The organism is Mycobacterium sp. IDUB_39 (genome assembly GCF_055419205.1).
In genome coordinates this window covers 563,103-584,528 of sequence record NZ_JBVAXF010000004.1, presented here as the reverse complement: position 1 = coordinate 584,528, position 21,426 = coordinate 563,103, and the positions used below count along the sequence as shown (strand labels likewise).

21 protein-coding genes are annotated in these 21,426 nt (G+C 67.5%); 3 read left to right on the top strand and 18 right to left on the bottom strand.

The annotated features are described in order from the left end of the window. The 8 genes from ACZY0X_RS18180 to ACZY0X_RS18145 are packed head-to-tail and all read right to left on the bottom strand — an operon-like array spanning position 1 to position 6,097. Positions 1 to 696 carry an esterase gene (locus ACZY0X_RS18180; RefSeq protein WP_463772339.1) on the bottom strand — a complete coding sequence of 232 codons (696 nt, stop codon included), beginning with the start codon at positions 694 to 696 and terminating at the stop codon, positions 1 to 3. A gap of 59 nt (positions 697 to 755) precedes the next feature. Then, on the bottom strand, positions 756 to 1,925 hold the full coding sequence (locus ACZY0X_RS18175; RefSeq protein ID WP_463772488.1) for a THUMP-like domain-containing protein: 1,170 nt from the start codon (positions 1,923 to 1,925) through the stop codon (positions 756 to 758). Beyond that, positions 1,922 to 2,890 carry a class I SAM-dependent methyltransferase gene (locus ACZY0X_RS18170; RefSeq protein WP_241399944.1) on the bottom strand — a complete coding sequence of 323 codons (969 nt, stop codon included), beginning with the start codon at positions 2,888 to 2,890 and terminating at the stop codon, positions 1,922 to 1,924. The genes ACZY0X_RS18175 and ACZY0X_RS18170 overlap by 4 nt, the downstream gene beginning before the upstream one ends. 10 nt (positions 2,891 to 2,900) lie before the next feature. Continuing rightward, entirely contained in the window at positions 2,901 to 3,557 is a 657-nt protein-coding gene (locus ACZY0X_RS18165; RefSeq protein WP_463772337.1) for an enoyl-CoA hydratase, read from the bottom strand. Further along, on the bottom strand, positions 3,554 to 4,447 hold the full coding sequence (locus tag ACZY0X_RS18160) for an NUDIX hydrolase (protein WP_463772336.1): 894 nt from the start codon (positions 4,445 to 4,447) through the stop codon (positions 3,554 to 3,556). Before ACZY0X_RS18160 ends, ACZY0X_RS18165 begins: the two co-directional genes overlap by 4 nt. Beyond that, positions 4,444 to 5,334, bottom strand: a complete 891-nt coding sequence (locus ACZY0X_RS18155; protein WP_463772334.1) for an ABC transporter ATP-binding protein — start codon at positions 5,332 to 5,334, stop codon at positions 4,444 to 4,446. Before ACZY0X_RS18155 ends, ACZY0X_RS18160 begins: the two co-directional genes overlap by 4 nt. Next, complete coding sequence (gene yczE / locus ACZY0X_RS18150) at positions 5,244 to 5,930, bottom strand: membrane protein YczE (protein ID WP_463772332.1); 687 nt, start codon at positions 5,928 to 5,930, stop codon at positions 5,244 to 5,246. Before yczE ends, ACZY0X_RS18155 begins: the two co-directional genes overlap by 91 nt. Next, a complete protein-coding gene (locus ACZY0X_RS18145) occupies positions 5,927 to 6,097 on the bottom strand; it encodes a hypothetical protein (protein ID WP_463772331.1) in 171 nt (56 codons plus the stop codon). The genes yczE and ACZY0X_RS18145 overlap by 4 nt, the downstream gene beginning before the upstream one ends. A 61-nt stretch (positions 6,098 to 6,158) precedes the next feature. Between ACZY0X_RS18145 and yczR the strand changes: the two genes are divergently transcribed. After that, a complete protein-coding gene (yczR, locus tag ACZY0X_RS18140; protein WP_463772329.1) occupies positions 6,159 to 7,601 on the top strand; it encodes a MocR-like transcription factor YczR in 1,443 nt (480 codons plus the stop codon). Between the two features lie 8 nt (positions 7,602 to 7,609). On the opposite strand, the gene serB is transcribed toward yczR, so the two are convergent. Further along, on the bottom strand, positions 7,610 to 8,842 hold the full coding sequence (serB, locus tag ACZY0X_RS18135; RefSeq protein WP_463772328.1) for a phosphoserine phosphatase SerB: 1,233 nt from the start codon (positions 8,840 to 8,842) through the stop codon (positions 7,610 to 7,612). 26 nt (positions 8,843 to 8,868) lie between these two features. Beyond that, positions 8,869 to 10,614, bottom strand: a complete 1,746-nt coding sequence (ctaD, locus tag ACZY0X_RS18130; protein ID WP_241399956.1) for an aa3-type cytochrome oxidase subunit I — start codon at positions 10,612 to 10,614, stop codon at positions 8,869 to 8,871. 180 nt (positions 10,615 to 10,794) lie between these two features. Here ctaD and ACZY0X_RS18125 point away from each other — a divergent pair, with 180 nt between their 5' ends. After that, positions 10,795 to 11,895 (top strand): iron-siderophore ABC transporter substrate-binding protein, encoded by a 1,101-nt coding sequence (locus ACZY0X_RS18125; protein ID WP_463772326.1) that lies wholly within the window; start codon positions 10,795 to 10,797, stop codon positions 11,893 to 11,895. 92 nt (positions 11,896 to 11,987) lie between these two features. After that, positions 11,988 to 12,620: a dihydrofolate reductase family protein gene (locus tag ACZY0X_RS18120; protein ID WP_463772325.1), complete on the top strand. Its 633-nt coding sequence runs from the start codon at positions 11,988 to 11,990 to the stop codon at positions 12,618 to 12,620. A 19-nt stretch (positions 12,621 to 12,639) separates the two neighbouring features. Here the strand turns inward: ACZY0X_RS18120 and ACZY0X_RS18115 are convergent, their stop codons facing one another. The 8 genes from ACZY0X_RS18115 to ACZY0X_RS18080 are packed head-to-tail and all read right to left on the bottom strand — an operon-like array spanning position 12,640 to position 21,236. After that, on the bottom strand, positions 12,640 to 13,686 hold the full coding sequence (locus ACZY0X_RS18115; RefSeq protein ID WP_463772324.1) for an isopenicillin N synthase family dioxygenase: 1,047 nt from the start codon (positions 13,684 to 13,686) through the stop codon (positions 12,640 to 12,642). Beyond that, positions 13,683 to 14,216 carry a hypothetical protein gene (locus ACZY0X_RS18110; protein ID WP_463772323.1) on the bottom strand — a complete coding sequence of 178 codons (534 nt, stop codon included), beginning with the start codon at positions 14,214 to 14,216 and terminating at the stop codon, positions 13,683 to 13,685. Before ACZY0X_RS18110 ends, ACZY0X_RS18115 begins: the two co-directional genes overlap by 4 nt. After that, complete coding sequence (locus ACZY0X_RS18105) at positions 14,213 to 15,043, bottom strand: N-acyl homoserine lactonase family protein (protein ID WP_463772321.1); 831 nt, start codon at positions 15,041 to 15,043, stop codon at positions 14,213 to 14,215. The genes ACZY0X_RS18110 and ACZY0X_RS18105 overlap by 4 nt, the downstream gene beginning before the upstream one ends. Further along, positions 15,043 to 16,632 carry an ABC transporter substrate-binding protein gene (locus tag ACZY0X_RS18100; protein ID WP_463772319.1) on the bottom strand — a complete coding sequence of 530 codons (1,590 nt, stop codon included), beginning with the start codon at positions 16,630 to 16,632 and terminating at the stop codon, positions 15,043 to 15,045. Before ACZY0X_RS18100 ends, ACZY0X_RS18105 begins: the two co-directional genes overlap by 1 nt. Continuing rightward, positions 16,629 to 17,276, bottom strand: a complete 648-nt coding sequence (locus tag ACZY0X_RS18095; RefSeq protein WP_463772317.1) for a cysteine hydrolase family protein — start codon at positions 17,274 to 17,276, stop codon at positions 16,629 to 16,631. The genes ACZY0X_RS18100 and ACZY0X_RS18095 overlap by 4 nt, the downstream gene beginning before the upstream one ends. Next, on the bottom strand, positions 17,277 to 18,281 hold the full coding sequence (locus ACZY0X_RS18090) for an ABC transporter permease (RefSeq protein ID WP_463772316.1): 1,005 nt from the start codon (positions 18,279 to 18,281) through the stop codon (positions 17,277 to 17,279). Between the two features lie 28 nt (positions 18,282 to 18,309). Further along, a complete protein-coding gene (locus ACZY0X_RS18085) occupies positions 18,310 to 19,188 on the bottom strand; it encodes an ABC transporter permease (RefSeq protein WP_463772314.1) in 879 nt (292 codons plus the stop codon). Next, positions 19,188 to 21,236 (bottom strand): ABC transporter ATP-binding protein, encoded by a 2,049-nt coding sequence (locus tag ACZY0X_RS18080; protein ID WP_463772313.1) that lies wholly within the window; start codon positions 21,234 to 21,236, stop codon positions 19,188 to 19,190. Before ACZY0X_RS18080 ends, ACZY0X_RS18085 begins: the two co-directional genes overlap by 1 nt. Between the last annotated feature and the right edge of the window lie 190 nt (positions 21,237 to 21,426).

The following is a 21,426-nucleotide window of genomic DNA, read 5'->3' as shown; positions in this document are numbered from 1 at the left end:
TCAGGCGATCATGGCGTCGATGGGAGCGCGCGGCACGGTGACCTCGAGCGCCCCGACCGACTCCGGCATCATCTCGCCCTGACTGAAGAAGAAGATCAGCGAGTCGTTGGTGATGGCGAAGTTCTCGTAGTTCGTCGGGTCCAGGCCCACCGCGGGGGCAATCGCCACCGCCTGACCCGACTGCTTCTCCAGCTCGGCGGCCACGATGGGTGCGATCACCGGGAACGGCTCGGTGCCCTCGCGGAACAGGTTGCCGATCGTGATGGGCTTGCGCATGCCCTGATCCCAGTTGAACGACTTGTAGAAGGTCTGGGGGTGCGCACCACCGACGTCCTGGAATGTCTTGAACACCACGGTTTGCGTGCCGCGCGGTGGGACCGCGGAGTTGTACTCCGTTGCCACGGTGTCCAGTTGGTAGGGCATATCGCGTGGCCCGGGCATCTTGGCCACGTTGAGGAAGCCGTCGCGAGTCTGCTTGATGTAGTCGGCGACGTTCTGTTGGTCAGGGAAGTCGACCGGATAGCTGACGTCGAGGGTGTAGGCGGGATCGGTCGCGGCGATGCGGCACATCTGGTCACCGTCCAGCACACCAGAGAAGTCAGCGCACTTGGGTGGGGCCGCCGATGCGACGGCCACGGTCGACCAGCCGAGCGCCGTGGTGGCCGCCACCGCCAGCGCAAGTGTCGCAACGCGCATTTCAAGCCCTCCAGCCACCGGGCGGCACCGGCGCCGCACTCGACACAATACCTGCGACATCAGTGCGTGGGTCGGCAAAGATATGCCACCGCCCGGCTCGCCCGGCCTGCGCCGATCCTGGTGATAACCACCGACAGCCGCTGGGTTCCGCGCAACCGCAGGCGCGGGCGCAGCACATCGGGGTCGACGTCGACGCCACGCACCAGGATCTCGACCGCCCCGACCTCGCGGGTCGAGAGCAGTTGCCGCAGGCCCCGTTCGCTGTAGGTGATCTCGTCGAGCACCTCGAACCCCCGGACACCGTCAGGCAGCTGGTCACCCGACAGATAGGCGATCTCGGGGTCGAGTTGCCACAGTCCGTGGCGCGCGGCGTAATGGCGCACCAGACCGGCACGCACGACGGCTCCGTCGGGGTCGATGATCCATCGACCCGCGGCAGCGACAGCGCAGTCGTCGGGATCCGCGTCGGTGATCTGTTCGGCACGGTCGAGGACGGTCGCGCGCCGCGTGACGCCTGGATGGGCGAGGCCCGCCGACCACAGGCAGGCCTCACGGACACCGCCCGCCAGCGATGTCACCTCGATCTCGCCGATGAACCCGAGCTGACCGATGGCCGCGAAATCGATTCCGGGCGCGCACTTCACGACGATGTCTCGCCCGGCATACACCTCGAGCAGCGCATCGAGCGCGGGCGCATAGGACCGCGGATCGAACCGGCGCCGCCCACCGCTGCGCCGGGCAGGATCGGCGACTATGACCGTGTCACGCGTGACGGGGCGCAGTGCGTCGGCCAACAGCAGGTCCACGCCCGCGACGTTGTTGGCGGCCATCGCCAAGCGCACGGAATCGATATCGCTGCCGACGACCATGGCCGCAGACCTGCTCAGCGCATCGAGCTCCGCACCGATCGAGCACGTGACATCGTGCACCACCGCTCCGGCCAGCCGCCGGGCACGGTGTGCCGCAACGGGTTCCGGGGTGGCCTGTTGTAACGCCTCATCGGTGAAAAGCCACGTCTGCGCGGTGTCGAACTTGCCGGCCGCCCGCCGCCGCAGCAGCGCCGTCTCGATCAGGACGGCCGCGCGGTCGCCGAAACTCTTTCGCGCCGAACCGATGTCGGCGATGCGCGTGGCATCGCTCAACGGGTATGCGGCAACCTCGTCGATCGCCCTGCGTCCCTGCTCGCTGCGCAGGTACGCGACGTCGTCGAGGGTGAACTGCAGAGTCAGGAGGGTTTGACCCCGGTGACCATGACGTTGTAGAACCAGCCCTTCGGCACGACACGACGCCACACATTGGCGTCCACCCAACTCAGGGTGGTCCAGCTCTTGAACGCGAACCTCGCCCAGCCCCAGCCCAGCCGGCCCGGGGGTACCGACGCCTCGAAGGTGCGCACAGGCCAGCCCAGCATCGCGGCGGTGAACTCCTCGCTGGCGGTCTCGACCTCGGTGGCGCCGGCATTGCGGGCCATCCGCTCGAGGTCGCCCGGTTCGAAGGTGTGCAGGTCGACGATCGCCTCAAGCGCGGCCGCGCGCGAGGACTCGTCGAGTTCGGTCTGCGAGCGTCGCCAGCCCTCGAGGAAGGGCAGCTTCGTGACGTTGGTCGACACGTGCCAGGTCAGTGTGGACAGGTTGCGCGCGTAGACGTTGCCCTTGGTCGTCGGCTCGCCCGCGAACACGAAGCGGCCGCCGGGCTTGAGCACGCGCACGACCTCGCGCAGCGACAGCTCGACGTCGGGGATGTGGTGCAGGACCGCGTGGCCGACGACCAGATCGAAGGTGTTGTCCTCGTACGGGATGCCCTCGGCGTCGGCGACCCGACCGTCGACGTCAAGGCCAAGCGACTGACCGTTGCGGGTCGCCACCTTGACCATGCCCGGGGACAGGTCGGTGACCGAGCCGCGACGGGCCACACCCGACTGGATGAGGTTGAGCAGGAAGAAGCCGGTACCGCAGCCCAGCTCCAGCGCCCGGTCGTAGGGCACCTCGCGCTGGACCTCGTCGGGCACGATCGCGTCGAACCGGCCACGCGCGTAGTCGATGCAGCGCTGGTCGTAGCTGATCGACCACTTGTCGTCGTAGCTCTCGGCCTCCCAGTCGTGGTAGAGCACCTGCGCCAGCTTGGTGTCGTGCCGTGCGGCCTCCACCTCCTCAGCGGTGGCGTGGGGGTTCGGAGCCGGGTCGAAACTGGTCATGAAGGGCAGCCTAACGGGCTGCGAACGAAGCTTTGGCGGCAGCCAACGCCGCGGGCGAGGAGTCAGCGAACCGACGGGCCCACGCCAGTGCGGCGTCGAACACGTGATCGGGTGCCACGGTCTCGTCGACAAGCCCCATCGCCAACGCTTCCTCGGCGCCGACGAAGCGTCCGCTGAACACCATCTCCTTGGCCCTGCTCTCCCCCACCGCGCGGGCCAACCGGTGCGTCGCGCCCTCGACGGGAGCCCGGCCGTCGAGGATCTCGGTGGCGCCGACCTTGACGTTGTCACCGCTGATCCGCCAGTCGGCGGCCAGTGCCAGGGTCAGACCGCTGCCCAGCGCGTAACCGGTGACGGCGGCCGCCGTCGGCTTGGGAATCGCCGCGACGGCGTCGATCGCGTGACGGCACACCTCACCCGCGACGCGGGTCTCGGCGGGGTTCAGGGTCTGCAGTTCGGGCAGGTCATCGCCGATGGAGAAGATCTCGTGCCCACCGAACACGATGACGACGGTGACGTCGTCACGCGCACCGAGCTCGGTCGCCGCGGACGCGATCTCACGGCACACCTGGCGGGTCAGCGCGTTGGTCGGCGGGCGCGACAGCAGCAGAGTGCCGATCCCGTCGCCGACGTGGACGCCCACGAACTCCCTGGCGGTGTCGCTCATGCCAGTGGAGTGTCGGCGCTGTAGCCCTGCGGTGCGCGACGGTTGCGCGCCTCGTTGTAGCGGTCGCTGTTGAAGAACTCGATCTCCCAGTTGCCGGTGTCCTTGTTGGCGGTCAGGTGGGGTTCGACGGCGACGATCTTGCGTTCGACGGCGAGCACCTCGGCGACGGTCCGACCGTTCAACGAGTCCAGCTGGGTCCAGGTCGGCGGGAGCAGGAACGAGCGGCCCTCGGCGAACTCGTCGAGACCGGCCTGTGGCGTGCTCCAGAACGCCCGGTCCGTCTCGGTGTTCTCACCGTCGGCACGCTGGCCCTCCGGCATGGCGCCGACGAAGAAGTAGGTGTCATACCGGCGGGTGCGCTCCTCCTTCGGCGTGACCCAGTTCGCCCAGGGGCGCAGCAGGTCGGCGCGCAGCACCAGTTTCTCGGTACGCAGGAAGTCGGCGAAGGACAGCGAGTGGTTGGCCAGCGCCGCGCGCTCCGCGGAGTACACCGAGGCGTCGTCCACCAGCAGGTCAGCGTCGTCGGCGGGCCCGGCGAACAGCACACCGGACTCCTCGAACGTCTCCCGTGCCGCCGCGCACACCAATGCCTCGGCGAGGTCGGTGTCCACGCCGAGTCGCTCGGCCCACCATGACGGCTCGGGTCCGTACCAGGCGATGTCGGCGTTCCGGTCACGGTCGTCGACGCCGCCACCGGGGAACACCATCACGCCGGCGACGAAGTCCATCTCGGAGTGCCGCCGCATGAGGAACACCTCAATCTGACTGGCGAGGCCCTTGCCCTGGTCCCGGACCAGCATCACGGTCGAGGCCGGCCGTGGCACGAGCGGATCGGTGGGATCGGACTTTTCCGGTGCGCGATCCGCCTTCGGCTCTTCGCTGAGTGTCATGCACGCCTCCTATGGGCCGCGCGGGTGCGAGTGCGCCGCGCGAAATAGCGGCCGTCGATCATCTCCAGGGCGATCGACTGGCCGAATGCCTTCGACAGGTTCTCCGAGGTGAGGACATCGGTGAGCAGCCCGGAGGCCACCACGGTGCCCTCCGAGAGCAGCAGGCAGTGGCTGAAGCCCTGCGGGATCTCCTCGACGTGGTGGGTGACCAGCACGGTCGCCGGTGCGTCGGGGTCCGCGGCGAGGTCGGCGAGGCGTGCCACGAGTTCCTCGCGGCCACCCAGGTCCAGACCCGCGGCGGGTTCGTCGAGGAGCAGCAGTTCAGGGTCGGTCATCATCGACCGCGCGATCAGCACGCGCTTGCGCTCCCCCTCGGACAGCGTGCCGTAGGTGCGCTCGGCGAGATGCTCGGCGCCGACGCTCTCCAGCATGTCGACGGCCTGCGCGTAGTCGACGTCGTCGTACTGCTCGCGCCAACGGCCCATGACCGCGTAGCCGGCCGAGACGACGACGTCGCGCACCACCTCGCCGTCGGGCACGCGCTGGCTCAGTGCGGAACTGCTGAGGCCGACCCGGGCGCGGAGCTCGGACATGTCGGTCTTGCCCAGCCGCTCACCCAGTACGTAGGCGGTTCCCGACGAGGGGTGCTCCATGGCGGCGGCCATCCGCAGCAGTGAGGTCTTGCCCGCGCCGTTGGGGCCCACCACAACCCAGCGTTCGTCGAGTTCGACCGCCCAGGTGATGGGTCCGACGAGTGTCGTGCCGCCGCGCCGCAGCGTGACCCCCGCGAAGTCGATCAGCAGGTCTGGGTCGACTGTCTCGGATCCATCGTCTCCTGCCGTGGGCACTCGCTCATCGTAGTCAGGCGCGGTGTGACGGTCGCCCACCCGCTGGCGGCGAGCCACCTCTTCGGCGTCAGATACAGCACCAGTTGAACCAGTGGGCCGATGCCGAGCGCGTAGATGACGGTGCCGATTCCCACCGTGCCGCCAAGCAGCCAGCCGGCGGCCAGGACGGTCGCCTCGATCGTTGTGCGCACCAAACGCACCGACAGTCCGGTCCGCACAACTAGTCCTGTCATCAGCCCGTCCCTTGGCCCAGGGCCCAGGCCGGCGCCGATGTAGAGCACAGTGCTCACGGCGTTGAGGATGACGGCGCCCAGCATCATCGCGACCCGCACCGCGAGGTCCGATGGTTCGGGCAGGATCGCCAGGCTCGCGTCCACAGTCACCGCGATGACGATGACGTTGGCCACCGTGCCGATGCCCGGCCGGTTACGCAGTGGGATCCACGCCAACAGGACGACCACGCCGACCGCGGCCGAGGCCACGCCGATCGTCACGCCGGTGCGCTCAGCCAGGCCCTGATGAAAGACGTCCCAGGGGTCCAGTCCGAGGCCGGCCCGCACCATCATCGCCATCGAGAGGCCGTAGCCGGTCAAGCCGACCAGCAGCGCCGTCCCGCGGCCGAGGGCGCGCCTCACGCATGGTCCGGGAAACGGGCGCGGATCGCGTCGAGGTCGGCACTCATCCGGCGGGCATCGGCGTCGTCGGCGCAGCCGGCCGAACCGGCCATGCGGGGACTGGTGCGGAAGACCCGGCCCAGTTGCCGAGCCGATCGCGTAACCCGAGAGGTCCAGTTGAGTGCCATGGCTCAATACTGGCTATTGATTTCCTTGCCATCAATAGCCAGTTGGGGCAAACTGGCTGGAATGATCGAGGATCTAGCAGGCCGAAAGCTGGATGTGGACCTCTTGGTTCGCGAGCTGGGAAACTGGCGCACATCCAATGCCAGCGGCCCGGCCTATCAGGGCCTCTCCAATGGTCTGCGCATGCTGATCGTCGACGGCCAGCTGCCGGTCGGCGCCCAACTCCCCAGCGAGCGCGCCCTGGCCGATGCCCTTCGCGTGTCCCGCACCACCGTCACCGCCGCCTACTCCGAGATGCGTGACGACGGCTACCTCAGCGGCCGCCGGGGGGCGCGCAGCGTCACGGCATTGCCGATCAGACGGGGCGGTGCCGTGGTCCCGACGCCGGCGACGGTGACGCTCGCCGCGGCCACCCTCGCCGCACCCGCGGCCCTCGCGGCACAGGCCTTCGCCGAGGCCGCCGAGCAGGTCACGCCGTATCTGCACGATATCGGCATCGAGTTGGCCGGCGTCGCGCCTCTGCGGACCGCGTTGGCCGAAAGATACAGTGCGCGTGGGCTTCCCACCGATCCCGACGAGATCATGGTGACCACCGGCGCCCTGCACGCGATCGGCCTCATCCTGGCCACCTACACCCAGCCCGGCGATCGGGTGCTCGTCGAACAACCCACCTATCACGGCGCGCTGTCAGCCATGGCGACCCGCGGGCTGCGACCGATCCCCGTCGCGGTGACCAGCGACGGCTGGGAGGTCGACGCCATCGACGCCGCGATGCGGCAACTGGCCCCCAATCTGGCCTATTTGATCCCCGACAACCAGAACCCGACCGGTCTGACGCTGCCCGTGCCGAGCCGCGAGCATCTGGCCCGCGTCATCGCCGAGACGCGAACCCGCACCATCATTGACGAGACGATCACCGACATGTGGCTCGACGAGGCCGTCCCCGCTCCGTTGGCGGCTTCGATGACCGCCCGGCGCGAGCTGGTGCTGACCGTCGGGTCGATGTCGAAGTCGTTCTGGGGCGGCTTGCGTATCGGCTGGATCCGCGCCGACCGCGCCACGCTGGCCACCATCGCAGCGCAGCGCCCGTCGATCGACATGGGCACGCCCATCTTCGAACAACTCGCCGCGGCAAGGCTTCTCGCCGTCGAGGACGAGGTTCTCCCCGAACGCCGCGACATCCTGCGTCGGCGTCGCGCGCTGCTGTTGTCGATGCTGAACGACCTTCTGCCCGACTGGCAGCCCCTGCCCGGCACAGGTGGCCTGTCACTGTGGGTGCGGCTGCCCGCGCCGATGAGTTCCGCGCTGTCGGCGGCGGCATCGCGGATGGGGCTGGAGATTCCGCCGGGTCCACGTTTCGGCGTGGACGGCACGCTGGAGCGGTTCATCCGAGTCCCCTACGCGTTACCCGAACCCCAGCTGACCGAGGCGATCGAACTGCTCGCACACGCATGGCGTTCGGTCACCGGAAGCGCAGGCACCGACCACGGCGCCGTGGTCGTCTAACCCGCGGGCTACTCGGGGATGTCGACGCGGCGCAGTGTCCCGTCGGTGGCGTCGGCGGCCTCGATCTCACCGCGCGTCACACCCAGCAGGAACAGCACGGTGTCCAGATACGGGTGACTCAGCGAGGCGTCGGCGACCTCTCGCAGCGCAGGCTTGGCGTTGAACGCGACGCCCAACCCTGCCGCGGCGAGCATGTCGATATCGTTCGCACCGTCGCCGACGGCCACGGTCTGCTCCATCGGCACACCGACCTGCTGCGCGAAGTCCCTCAGCGCCTTGGCCTTTCCGGGCCGGTCGATGACCTGTCCGATCACCCGGCCGGTGAGCTTGCCGTCGACGATCTCGAGTTCGTTCGCAGCGACGAAGTCCATCATCAACTCGTGCGCCAGCGGCTCGATCACCTGCCGGAAGCCGCCGGAGACGATGCCACAGTGATAGCCCAGGCGGCGCAACGTCCGAATGGTGGTACGCGCGCCGGGGGTCAGCTCAATCTGCTCGGCGACGTCATCGAGCACCTCAGCGGGCAGGCCCGCCAGTGTCGCCACCCGGCGGTGCAGTGACTCGGCGAAGTCGAGTTCGCCGCGCATGGCCGCCTCGGTGACCTCGGCGACCGCGGCCTCCGCACCCACACGCGCGGCCAGCATCTCGATCACCTCACCCTGGATCAGCGTCGAGTCGACGTCGAACACGATGAGCCGCTTGGCTCGTCGCGACAGGCTGTAGTCCTCGAGTGCGATGTCGACAGCCTCGTCGACACCCACCCGTGCCAGTGCGGTCTGCAGCTGGGCGTAGGCGGCTCCGGCCGGCACCGACACCCGCAGTTCCAACCCCGTGACCGGATAGTCGGAGACACCGCGGATGGTGTCGATATTGACCCCGAGTGCGGCCACCTCACGGGCGACCACGCCGAACGCCTCGGCGCTGATGGGCCGGCCCAGCACCACGATCGTGTGGGTCGACGGCTCACGCAGCACGGCGAGGTCGTCACTGCGTTCGATGGTGACGTCCAGGCCGACGCTGTGGATGGCGTTGGTCACCGCATCGCGCAGCTCGGTGCCGCCTGCGATATCAGCTGCGCCGGCGACCAACACGGCCAGCGTCAGGCGTCCCCTGACGACAACCTGTTCGACATTGAGCAGTTCGACGGAGTGACCCGACAGCACCTCGAAGAGTGCTGAGGTCACACCTGGTTGATCGACTCCGGTGACGGTGATCAACACCGACACCTTTGACGTGTTCACCCCTGCGAACCGCCCCGACTGCCCGCTCAGGTGCGAACGTGCTCGTCGTCGAGCCGCGTGACGTCCCCGTCATCGGGTCCGTGCGAGCGACCGACGTGTGCCTCGGCACGCATCCGTTCGACCATGTGCGGGTAGTGCAGCTCGAACGCCGGGCGCTCCGAACGGATCCGGGGCAGCTCGGTGAAGTTGTGCCGCGGCGGCGGGCAGGACGTGGCCCACTCCAGCGAGTTGCCGTAACCCCACGGATCGTCGACGACCACGGGCTCGCCGTAGCGCCAGCTCTTGAACACGTTCCACACGAACGGCAGCGTCGAGACGCCGAGGATGAACGCACCGGCAGTCGAGATCACGTTCAACGTGGTGAACCCGTCGGTGGGCAGGTAGTCCGCGTAGCGACGCGGCATGCCCTCGTCACCGACCCAGTGCTGCACGAGGAACGTGGTGTGGAAGCCGATGAACGTCAGCCAGAAGTGCAGCTTGCCGAGGCGCTCGTCGAGCAGTCGGCCCGTCATCTTCGGGAACCAGAAGTAGATGCCCGCGTAGGTGGCGAACACGATGGTGCCGAAGAGCACGTAGTGGAAGTGCGCGATGACGAAGTAGCTGTCGGTGACGTGGAAGTCCAGCGGCGGGCTGGCCAGCAGCACACCCGACAGACCACCCAGCAGGAACGTGATCAGGAAGCCAACCGAGAACAACATGGGTGTCTCGAACGTCAACTGGCCCTTCCACATCGTGCCTATCCAGTTGAAGAACTTGATGCCCGTCGGTACGGCGATCAGGAACGTCATGAAGGAGAAGAACGGCAGCAGCACCGCGCCGGTGGCGTACATGTGGTGCGCCCACACCGCGATGGACAGCGCAGCGATGGCCAGCGTCGCGTAGATCAGCGTGGTGTAGCCGAAGATCGGCTTACGGCTGAACACCGGGAAGATCTCACTGACGATGCCGAAGAACGGCAGCGCGATGATGTACACCTCGGGGTGCCCGAAGAACCAGAACAGGTGTTGCCACAGCAGAACGCCGCCGTTGGCGGGGTCATAGATGTGAGCGCCCAGGTGTCGGTCGGCGGCCAGGCCGAACAGCGCCGCGGTGAGCAGCGGGAAGGCCAGCAGCACCAGGATCGACGTCACCAGGATGTTCCAGGTGAAGATCGGCATCCGGAACATCGTCATACCCGGGGCACGCATGCAGACACACGTCGTGATCATGTTGACCGCGCCGAGGATGGTGCCAAGACCACCGACTGCCAGGCCCATGATCCACAGGTCACCGCCCGCTCCCGGGGAGTGGATGGCGTCGGTCAGCGGCGAGTAGGCGGTCCAGCCGAAGTCAGCAGCGCCGCCGGGCGTGATGAACCCGCCGAGGGCGATGAGCGCACCGAACAGGAACAGCCAGAACGAGAACGCGTTGAGCCGCGGGAACGCCACGTCGGGCGCGCCGATCTGCAGCGGCAGCACCAGGTTGGCGAAGCCGAACACGATGGGCGTCGCGTAGAACAGCAGCATCACCGTGCCGTGCATGGTGAAGAGCTGGTTGAACTGCTCGTTGGACAGGAACTGCAGCCCCGGCAGGGCGAGTTCGGTGCGCATGAACAGCGCCATCAGTCCGCCGATGAAGAAGAAGATGAAGCAGGCGACGCAGTACATCATGCCGATCACCTTGTGATCGGTCGTCGTTACCAGCTTGTAGATCAGGTTGCCCTTGGGACCCATCCGCGCCGGAAACGGACGCCGTGCCTCGAGTTCTCCGATTGGGGGCGCTTCGGCTACCAACAGATCCTCCAATAAGTTTCGACGGCCCGATGCCGTCGTGCCCAGGGATGCTCGAGTGAATCTTATCCCCCGAACCCCCGCCCGACACCATGGGTCCTACGAACTGTCGTATTTCGTGCCGTCGCGTCGATCGACGACGCCTGACCGACTGCGCTGTCGCTGAATGTTACCGTCGGCGACGTGCAGTTATTCCGACGCCGGACGGGTTTGATCGCCGCGACGGCCGCGGTCGCGACGGCCGTCACAATCACACTGGTGAGCGGCTGCGGCGGCGCCGACGGTGACCAGAATCCACCCGCGCTCAACGCCGCCGACGCACCCGTCACCAGCACCACCAGAATCGCGGGTGCCAACGTCCTGGGCAACCAGCGCAGGCCCGACGAGTCCTGCGCACCCGACCCCGCGCCGCTGGACGACGGGCCCGACCGGCGCGAGGTCCGGCATGCGGCGGGTAGTACCGAGGTCCCCGCTGACCCCCAGCGCATCGTCGTGCTGTCCGGCGACCAACTCGACGCCCTGTGCGCGCTGGGGTTGCAGTCGCGCATCGTGGCTGCCGCCGTGCCCGACGGGACGCAGAGCCAACCGTCCTACCTGGGCACCGTCGTGCACGAGGTGCCTGCCGTGGGTGAGCGCACCGCGCCCGACCTGGACGCGATCAGGGCCGCGACACCCGATCTCATCCTGGGTTCCGAGTCGCTGACCCCGCAGGACTTCGGTTCGCTGTCGGAGATCGCACCGACGGTGTTCACCGGTCCGCCAGGTTCGGCGTGGCGGGACACGCTGCGGACGGTGGCCGAGGCCACCGGGCGTGGCGGTGCGGCGAGTCGCCTGATCGAGGGCTTCGACACCGACGCCACCGACACGGGCAACCAGAACGACGCCACCCACTTCCAGGCGTCGGTGGTGCGGCTCACCGACAAGACGCTGCAGGTCTACGGCAGAGAGGACTTCGCGGGCAGTGTGCTGACCGCGGCGGGCGCCGATCGCCCCGCTGCCCAGCGGTTCACCGACAAGCCGTACCTCGAGATCTCCATCTCCGACCTGTCCGACGCCGACTTCTCGGCCGCCGACGGCGACATCGTCTATATGTCGTTCGACTCCCCCACCGCGCGGGATAGGGCGCCCGAGGTGCTCGAGAGTGACGCCTGGCGACGGTTGTCGGCGGCCAACGACAACCGCGTGTTCGCCGTCAACGACGAGGTGTGGCATACCGGCCAGGGCATCATCGCGGCCCGCGGGATACTCGACGACCTTCGGTCGCTCAACACACCGATCAACTAGTACGCGTCAACTAGTACCCGGCTCAGCGATGAGTCTGGCGGCGCCTGCAGGTCTATCTTCCGACCGGAATCACCAATACCTCGGGAGTGGGCATGGGCCTCATCCATATCGAACTGTTCGCAACCCTCGACCTCGTCGGGCAGGCGCCCGGCGGCCCCGACGAGGACCCCGTGGGGTTCCCGTTCGGCGGCTGGCAGGCACCCCTGGTTGACGAGGTCGCCGGGGCGCAGATCGGCGCCGCGTATGAGGGCACCGACGCCCTGCTGCTCGGCAGGCGGACCTATGACATCTTCGCCGCCCACTGGCCACACCAGGAGGCCGACGGTGAGGACGGGGCGATCGCCACGCTCTTCAACAGCGTCCCGAAGTACGTGGCCTCCCGCGGCACGCCCGACCTGTCGTGGGCCGGGTCCACGCAGCTCGGCCCGGATCTCGCCGACGCGGTACGCGAGATCGGTGACCGACACGAGCACGTGAAGGTCGTCGGGAGCCTGAACCTGGTGCAGACCCTGCTGCGCGAGAAGCTCTTCGACCGTCTCGACCTCTGGGTGCACCCGATCGTGCTCGGCGTCGGCAAGAAGGTGTTCGACGGTGGCGAGGTGCCCACCAACCTCACACTCCTCGAGCCGCCGGCGGCCAGCCCCAAGGGCACGGTGTACCTGCGCTACGGGCTCGCCGATGGCACTCCGGGGACGGGAGACATGGGCGCACCCGATCGCGGCTAGCCGCCGTATCCGATCGCGGCTAGCCGCCGTGCCCGACCTCGTGCAGCGCCTGCTGGCCGAACTGGCCGAGTGCCAGCGCATCCTCTGGCAGCACCAGATCGCCACTGTCGATGCGATTTCGCAGGTAGGCGAAGGTCTGCGCGGTCTGCGCGAAGAGGTGCTCGCCAGCGCGCAGCGTGGGACGCTGCGGGCCGTCGGAGGTGGCGAACTGAGGTAGCGGCTTGACCTCGGTGTCGTAGTCGACGTTGAAGAACAGCGGAAACGAGTACCGCTCCTCGCGCACCCTTCGCACGCGATGACTGGTGGCGACGAACGCGCCGTTGGTCCACAGTTCGAGCAGGTCTCCGATGTTGACGACGAACGTTCCGTCCACCGGGGGCACGTCGATCCACTCCCCCTCGCCGTTCATCACCTCCAGACCGGGCGCGGTCGGCTTCAGGAGCGTGAAGCACTCGTAGTCGGTGTGGGCACCGATCCCCAGGCCGTCGGTGGCATCGGGGTTATACGGATAGTGCACGAGGCGCAACTGACTCGGTGTCTTGGATGCATGTCGGGAGAACACATCTGGGTCCTCGCCAAGCGCGACCGCGAACGCCCACAGCAGCTGCTGCCCCACCTCGAGAACCGCGCCGTAATACTCCGTGACCGCGGTGGCGAAACCCGGCAGGTCCGGCCACGCATTCGGGCCGAGCATCGGGTTGCCTGCAACGTAGTCGGGGTCGTCCTCGGGCAGGTCCAGCGCCGTGTCGAACGCCTCCTTGAAGTCGGGCGGGCCGGTCTCCATCCCCTCCTCCCCGACCGGTACGTAGCCGCGGTGACAGCGCGACAACCCGATGTAGGTGCGCATCTTCTCCTCGACCGGAAGCGCGAAGAAGGCCTTGGTGGCCTCGAGCATCCGGTCGAACAGTGACTCGTCGATACCGGTGCCGCGGATGTAGAGGAAGCCGACATCGCGTGCCGCCCGGCCGATCTCGGCGGCGACGCGTTCCCGCTCGGCCCGATCCGGTGACCGAAGCCCGCTGATGTCGACGATCGGCACCGAGGTGAATGCTGTTGTGCCACTCATATATCGACGTCTCCTTCAGTTCGATCGATGGCCCACCGCGCACCGTTGGCCTGGACCTGATTCTCAAAGCACCCGATGCCGAGGGCCTGCCACCTCACCCCACCCACCGTGTCGATCACCACCGCACCGCCGCCGGCCCAGCCGAAGAGCGCGCCCGCCCGAACCAGTAGCGCCGGGGAACCGTCGGGTGCACGCAGGAACCAGGCGCCGCACGGTGACGACGGTCCGTCATCGCGGACCCAGTGCTCCACGTAGTTCTCGTGTATGCCCGTCTCGACCAATGTGTCACCGTCCCAGACCATCCTGCCCACGTCGGGAAACGGGCCCGGCGGTTCGAGGTCGATCTCGCGGTGCCATTCGAAGATGTCACCACCTACCCCCAGCGTGCCCGCGAAACCACGTGAGTCGACGTATGCGGTTGGGCCCTGCAACCAGGTGACGTCGGTTCCCGTGTCGCGGGAGCCATCGGCGTTCACCAGAAGCGTCCGCCGCCACAGGCCCACGTAGTCGGATGCCACGAGAACCGTCACGGGTGACCGAACCGGTCGTGGAAGTGCTGCGTCAGCTCCGGCCACACGTGCGGGTCGTGGCCCGGGATCAACTGATAGCCCTTGTCACTGGCCAACTTCTTGAGCCTGCGGATCGGCTCAATCGTCTCCTCGGGCTCGACGTCGATGAACCCGCCGATCGCCAGTTCCTGTTCGATGTTCTCGGTCAGATCGGCTGCGTCGAACGCGAACACGAACCCATCGCCGCCGACCGACTCGTCGAGTTCCACGACGAAACTCTGGTGACCCGGGGTGTGGCCGTAGGTCGGCACCGCCGTGATACCCGGCGCGACCTGCGCCTCCCCGTCGGCGAGGCGCCACTCGATATTCGGATCGTCGAAGTCCACCCGGACTATGGCGTTGCGCTCCGGCTCGGGGTGGTTGGACAGCCCGTACTCGAGTTCGCGGCGCTGAGCGTGCACCGGGACCTTGCCTGCGAACAGCTTCAGTCCCCCGGCATGGTCATGGTGCAGATGGCTGACCGCGACGGTGTGGATATCGTCGAAGTCGACGCCGACCTCGGCCAACCGCTGCTCGATGGGCTCGCCGGGACCGGGCAGCACCGGCCGGTACTCGACGGTCGGGAAGAACCGCCGATACAGCGCGGGATCCCGCACCAGCGCGGTGTTGAAACCGGTGTCGAGCAGCACCCAACCGCCGTCGGTCTGCAGCAGCACGCCGGGCACCGGTTCGCGCATGCGTTCCTCGGCCGGCGCCCCGTACACCGACACCGACTTCGGCAGTTCCTCCCAGCCCAGCGTCAGCAGGATGATCCGGCGTACGCCGCTCCTGCGGATCAGGGTCGCCATCAGCCCACCGACAGTTTGAACAGCCGCAGCGAGTTCGGGTTCGTCACGACATGCGCCTCCTCCACGCCCTTCAGCCAGGGCTGGGTGACCATGAAGTCATCGACGTCGGCCATGTTCAGCCAGCAACCCGTCTTGATCGCCTCCTCGGCGGCGGCCGAGAATGGCTGTGGTGCACCACTGTTCAAACCCTCTGCCAGCGCCGCCGTGATCGGCGGTGCGGAGCAGCCCAGGTAGTTCAGCCCGCCGTCGGGGTCGAAGGTGATGTGTCCCCACGTGTACGGCGAGGGGGCGTCCGGCCAGGCGGTGGCTGAGAAGATCTCCGGTGCCGACTGCCCGTCGGTGCCGATCCAGCCGTAGATCTCCGAGGTCGGATAGCTCTGCACCTTCGCGGTCAGCCCGGCCGCAGCGAGCTGAGTCTGAATCAGGTTGCTGATCAGCTGGTTGTCCGGATTCGACGAGTCATACCCGATGGTGATCGACTTCTGGTCGGCGGGCAGGCTCGCCGCGATGTTGGTCAGTGTCGACGGATCGTGCGTCACGGACTGCTTGGCGAACTCCGGTGCCATCATGTTCGGCGGGTAGACCTGCTCGGCCTTCTTGCCGCGGCCGAAGTAGGTCTGCTTGACCAGGGCGTCGACGTCGATCGCCGCCACCACTGCGTTTCGGTTCACGACGTCGGTCAGCATGCCCTTGCGAGGGTTCAGGTAGAGGTAGTTCGACATCATCGACGGCAGCGAGTAGTGCGCATAGGTGTCGTCGTCGAGATACTGCTCGACGGCCGAGGACGGCAGGTCGTGCATGATCGCGGCGATCTGACCATTGTTGAACTGCAGCTGCTGCGCCGAGACGTCGGTGATGACGGGGATCTCGACCTTCTCGAAATACGGCTTCTCGCCCCAGTATTCGGGATATGCGGCCAGCGCGTAACGGGACCCGACCTCCGCGGCGGTCAACGTGTACGGGCCGGTGCCCAGATCGTGGTTGGTGAGGTAGGTCTGCGCGTCGTCACCACCGGCGTTCTTCGCCAGGCCCTCGGGGCTGACCATGCGGGGCCCGTAGGGTGACGCGAGATAGTCGAGGAATGCCGAGTTGGGCGCCTTGAGGGTGATGGTGGCGGCGTAATCACCCTGTGTTGTCACCGATTCGACGTCCTTGACCATATACGCCGGCCCCTGGTTCACCGCCGCGCGCCGGTCGAACGACGCCTTGATGGCCGCCGACGTGAACGGGGTCCCGTCATGGAACGTGACACCCTCGCGCAGCTTGAAGGTGAAAACCCTGTGGTCGGGTGACTCGGTCCACTCGGTCGCGAGCAGCGGCTCGATCTCGGGCTTGGCCGTACCGCCCTTGTACTGCAGCAGGCCCTCGTAGGTGTTCGTGGTCAGGAGCAGACCCTGACTGGCGTAGAAGATATCGGGATCCGGCGGCTGCCCGGGGTCCTGCAGGAACGACACGTGCAGCACCTTGTCCGTCGGCGCGGCGCTCGGGGTGCCACCCCCGGAGTCCGAACCCCCACATCCGCTCAGGGTCAGCACGGCTGCGAAGCCGAGCGCCGACAGAGCATGAAATTTCATACGCTTCAACGTCATCGGGTGGCTCCTTCGAGAACGGGGGTGGTCAGGCTGCGCGCCGCGAACGCGTCCAGGATCTCGTCGGTGCTACGCACCGCACCTGCCTGCAGGTACTCCATCGCGTCGAGTGCGGCGTCGTGGCGGTACTGCGACGAGCCGCCCACGCAGTCGGCGACCACCCTGACGTAGAAGTCGCGCTGATGGGCGTCGGCGAACGTGTAGTGGACACACACGTCGGTCAGTCCGCCGACGAGGATCAACGTGGACGCCTTCAAGCCGGACAGCACGATCTCGAACTCGGTGCCGATGAAGCCCGAGTAGCGACGCTTGACGATGTGGAACTCCAGGTTCGGTCCGTCCAGATCGGGTAGCAGTGATGGGTGCAACGCCGTGCCGGGTCTGCCGTCGACGCAGTGCACGCCCTCAGTGCCGTCCAGTTCGCGACCGAAGTCGATTCCACTGGGGCGGTGGACTTCCTGGAAGAACACGATCGGAATGCTGGCGGCCCGCGCCGCGGCGATCAGGCGCTGTGCGCGTTCGATCCGGCCGTCGTAGCCGGGCATGTGGGCGATACCCACCTCGTCGGCCGGCATGTCACCGGCCTCCTGCATGTCGACGACGACCAGAACGGGGTTGTCCACGATGAGTGGCTGTTTCGGCACCTATCCTCCTGTGATTGCGATACGTGGGTCGGCGGCCGCCTGGAGTAGGTCCACGGCGGTGTTGATGAAGACGTAGATGGCGCCGAGCATGATGGTGACGCCGGCGATCGCCGGGAAGTCGGCGACCGGGATGCTCTGCGCGATGTACTGGCCGATGCCGGGCCACCCGAAGACCTGCTCGACGACGAGAACGCCCGAGAACATCAGGCCCACCTGCAGACCTGTCATCGAAAGCGCGGCACCGACGGAGTTCCGCAGCACGTGCCGTGCCATGATTCCGCCCTCCGAGAGTCCCTTGGCGCGCGCGGTTCTGGCGTAGTCGCTGTCGATGTCGCCGAGCAGGCTGCTGCGCAGCACCCGGCCGATCGCCACGGCAGGCCCGATGGCAATGACGAGAGCGGGCAGGATCAGGTGGTGCAGGGCGTCGGCCACGACATCGAACCGTCCGTGCAAAAGGCCGTCCAACGTCAGTAGGCCAGTGGGCCCGTCGGTCGGGTTCGGCAACCCGGTGCGACCGTTGGCCGGAAGCCAGCCGAAGCTCTGATAGAAGACGATGAGCCCGAGGATCCCGAGCAGGAACATCGGCGCCGATGATCCGGTGAACAGCACCGCGCGCAGCAGGCTGGCACCGCGCCACCGCAGTGTCGTGCTGAAGGCCAGCAGCACCGCGAGCAGGATCGCGATGGCCAGTCCGACCATCGCGAGTTCCAGTGTGGCGGGCAGAAAGTCACCGAGATCGGACAGCACCGGGTGACGGGTGCGGTAGGACGTGCCGAGGTCGCCGGTCGCCGCACCGGTGACGTAGTGCCAGAACTGCACCAGCACGGGCTCGTTGAGTCCAAGCGCCTCCCGGCGGGCGGCCACGGCGTCGGCCGAGGCCTGCGCACCCAGCTGCGCCTTGACGGGGTCCAGCGGCGAGATGTGTTGCAGGATGAACATCACTCCCGTGAGCGCGATCAGGATCGCGATCATCGCGCCCAGCCGGGCCGCCACGAATGTCTTCACTCAGGCGCCTTTCTCTTCGCGCAAGCGCTCATCGGCCCCCGCCGCCCTTCATCAGATTGCGCAGACAGTCCCCCGCGATGTTTCCCACCAGCGCCAGAACGAGTACACCGAGACCGGGCATCACCGGAATCCACCACTGCTGCAGGAAGTAACTGAGGTTGCGAGCGGAGTCAGCACCCAGCTCCGGTGCGGGAGCGGACTGCCCCAGACCCAGGAACGACAGTGCTGCCAGTGTGAGGATCAGCGTCCCGATGTCCAGGCTGGCTGCCACGATCGCGTTGGGCACCGCACCGGGAAGGAGGTGCCGCCCCGCGAGCCGAAATGGGCTCACGCCAGCGAGTTTCGCGGCCTCGACGTGCGGGCGCGCGGCCAGCCTGGCCACCTCGCCGCGCACCAGCCGTGCATAGAACGGCCACCACACGATGGACACGGCGATCAGCGTGTGGGCGAACCCGGGGCCGAGTGCGGCCACGACAGCGATCGCCAGCACCGGTGCGGGTAGCGACAGGAACGCGTCGGTGATACGCATCAGCACCGTGTCCACCCAGCCGCCGGTCGCGCCAGCGATCAGACCGACCAGGCCACCGATGAACAGTCCGACGGCGACCACCACCAGTGCGGCGAACCAGCTCGAGCGGGCCCCATAGAGCACCCGGGACAGGATGTCGCGTCCGATGCTGTCGGTGCCGAGCAGGAAGCCGTTCTTCCCGGGCGCCTGCAGCGGCATACCGACCGGTGTCAACGGGTCGTATGGCGCAAGAATCGGCACCGCCAGGACTATCAGCGTCACGACGATGACGAGTGAGAAGCCGATCCAGTTCACCACCATCGAGTTGACCCGTGGAAGTGCCGGGATCCGGCGCTCGCGCTGACGCGCCAGGGGCACATCGGACAGTGCAATTGCCATCAGAGCGCCCGCCTCTCGATACATGCCACCTGATGCGGATTGCCCGGTATGCCCTCGAGGCGGACGTCGAGTTCGGCCCCGCTGCACGCGTCGATCGAGATCGGGCAGCGCGGATGGAATGCGCAACCGGCGGGAGGTGACAACGGGCTCGCGGGTTCACCTGCCAGCGCCCGGGGTTCACGACCGAGATCCGGGATCGAGTCGACGAGCGCCTGCGTGTACGGATGAGCGGGGTCCCGTATCACCCTGTCCGCAGGTCCGATCTCGACGATGCGACCGAGGTACATCACCGCGATCCGGTCGGCGACCACGCGGGCCACCGACAGGTCGTGGGTCACGAACACCACTGACATGTCCAGGCTTCGGCGAAGGTCACCGATGAGGTTGAGCACCGAGGCCGCCAGCGACACGTCGAGCGCACTGGTCGGCTCGTCGCACAGCAGAACGGACGGGGGGACGACGGTGGCCCGTGCCAACGACACTCGCTGGCGCTGACCACCCGACAGCTGGCCGGCACGCGACTTCGCGACGTCGGCGGGCAGCCCGACCCGTGTCAGCACCTCGGTCACCGCGTCCCGGCGCTGCGCACGCGACATGGACGTGCCGCGCAGACGTTCGGCGATGAGTTCGCCCACCGACAGCCACGGGGTCAGCGAGGCGCCGGCATCCTGGAACACCATCTGCGGCCTGCGGCCTGCCAGCTCAACCGAACCGGATGTGGCCGTCTCGAGTCCGGCGATCACCCGTAGCAGCGTCGACTTGCCCGACCCGCTCTCACCGACCAGTGCCACCGACTCGCCGTGCCCAACCGTCAGCGAGACTCCGCGCAGCGCATGCAGTTTGCCGTGATCGCCCGCGGAGCGGTCCAGCCAGCGCCTGGCCACCGTGAACGTCTTGGTCACGCCATGGCACACCACCGACGGCGGTTGCGCGGCGCGGTCGGAGGATGGCGCGGCGAACGGCTCTGGCGTATCTGTCGAGGGCGCTCCGGTCGAGGTCGCTGCGGTCAAGGTCGCTTCGAGGTGCTCGACGACGGAGACACCGTCTGCCTGGTCGAGCGCCACGATGCACGCGCTGACCCGATCCGGCGCGACGGCGACAGGTTCCGGTGGCGTCTGCGCGCAGTCGTCGGTGGCGAGCGTGCAGCGCGGCACGAACGCGCATCCCGGTAGCGGGTCGGTAGGGCTGGGCACCGAGCCGGCGAGCGCGGTGAGCCGTCGGTCCCTCGGTGTGTCCAACGTCAGTCGCGAGCGCAGCAAGCCGTGGGTGTAGGGGTGGCTCGGCGCACCGAGCACGTCGGCGGTGGGACCGATCTCTGCGATGCGGCCCGCGTACAGGACGGCGATGCGGTCGGAGATCGCAGCGGCCACCCCGAGGTCGTGGGTGATCAGCACGATGCTGCAGCCGATCTCGTCGCGCAGCCGTTGTAGCAGCCGCAGAACCTGTGCCTGCACCGTGACATCGAGTGCGGTTGTCGGTTCATCGGCAATGATCAGCTCAGGATCACCCGCGATGGCCATCGCGATCATGACGCGCTGGCGCAGTCCGCCGGAGAGTTCGTGGGGAAACGCGCGCATCCGGCGCTTGGGGTCGGGTATGCCGACTGCGGTGAGCAGGCGAAGGGCCTCCGCGTCGCTGCCCGCGGCCTCGGCAACCTGCTTTCCGATGCGCATGGTGGGGTTCAGCGACGTCATCGGATCCTGGAACACCGCACCGAGATCGAGCCGTCTGACCTTTCGCAGCGCCTTCGCGTCACCGGAGACCATGTCCGAACCGGTCACGGAGGCGGTGCCGTCGACCTTCGCGTGCTTGGGCAGCAGACCCAGCAGGGTGAAGCCCAACACGCTCTTACCGGAACCCGACTCGCCGACCAGCCCGAGAATCTCACCGGGGGCGATCGCCAGCGACACACCTCGGAGCGCACACACGTCACGGCCGTTGCGGCGGAACGTGACCCGAAGGTCATTGACTGTCGCGACGGGATCCGGCGTCGGCGGGACCGCAGCTCGCACGGCAGGCGCGTCGACTGTGGAGACGGCGATTCCCATCGAAGCACTCCCCGGTGTGTGTGGTGGGTGGCCGCGGCACCACCTCGTGCCGCTGGCCTGTCAGTTGACAGTTTTCACGGCGCGTGACCCCGACGGGTGTCGCTGGCGTAACCAATTGACGCCGTACGTAACCGCTACGTATCGCGCGTTTCTATCGTGTGACAGAATTCGGAGGGCTACCGAAGGTGGT

Coding starts and splice junctions, on each gene's coding strand:
- ACZY0X_RS18180 (WP_463772339.1), bottom strand. CDS start 696: ATGCGCGTTGCGACACTTGCGCTGGCGGTGGCGGCCACCACGGCGCTC.
- ACZY0X_RS18170 (WP_241399944.1), bottom strand. CDS start 2,890: ATGACCAGTTTCGACCCGGCTCCGAACCCCCACGCCACCGCTGAGGAG.
- ACZY0X_RS18165 (WP_463772337.1), bottom strand. CDS start 3,557: ATGAGCGACACCGCCAGGGAGTTCGTGGGCGTCCACGTCGGCGACGGG.
- ACZY0X_RS18160 (WP_463772336.1), bottom strand. CDS start 4,447: ATGACACTCAGCGAAGAGCCGAAGGCGGATCGCGCACCGGAAAAGTCC.
- ACZY0X_RS18145 (WP_463772331.1), bottom strand. CDS start 6,097: ATGGCACTCAACTGGACCTCTCGGGTTACGCGATCGGCTCGGCAACTG.
- yczR (WP_463772329.1), top strand. CDS start 6,159: ATGATCGAGGATCTAGCAGGCCGAAAGCTGGATGTGGACCTCTTGGTT.
- ACZY0X_RS18120 (WP_463772325.1), top strand. CDS start 11,988: ATGGGCCTCATCCATATCGAACTGTTCGCAACCCTCGACCTCGTCGGG.
- ACZY0X_RS18115 (WP_463772324.1), bottom strand. CDS start 13,686: ATGAGTGGCACAACAGCATTCACCTCGGTGCCGATCGTCGACATCAGC.
- ACZY0X_RS18105 (WP_463772321.1), bottom strand. CDS start 15,043: ATGGCGACCCTGATCCGCAGGAGCGGCGTACGCCGGATCATCCTGCTG.
- ACZY0X_RS18100 (WP_463772319.1), bottom strand. CDS start 16,632: ATGACGTTGAAGCGTATGAAATTTCATGCTCTGTCGGCGCTCGGCTTC.
- ACZY0X_RS18085 (WP_463772314.1), bottom strand. CDS start 19,188: ATGGCAATTGCACTGTCCGATGTGCCCCTGGCGCGTCAGCGCGAGCGC.
- ACZY0X_RS18080 (WP_463772313.1), bottom strand. CDS start 21,236: ATGGGAATCGCCGTCTCCACAGTCGACGCGCCTGCCGTGCGAGCTGCG.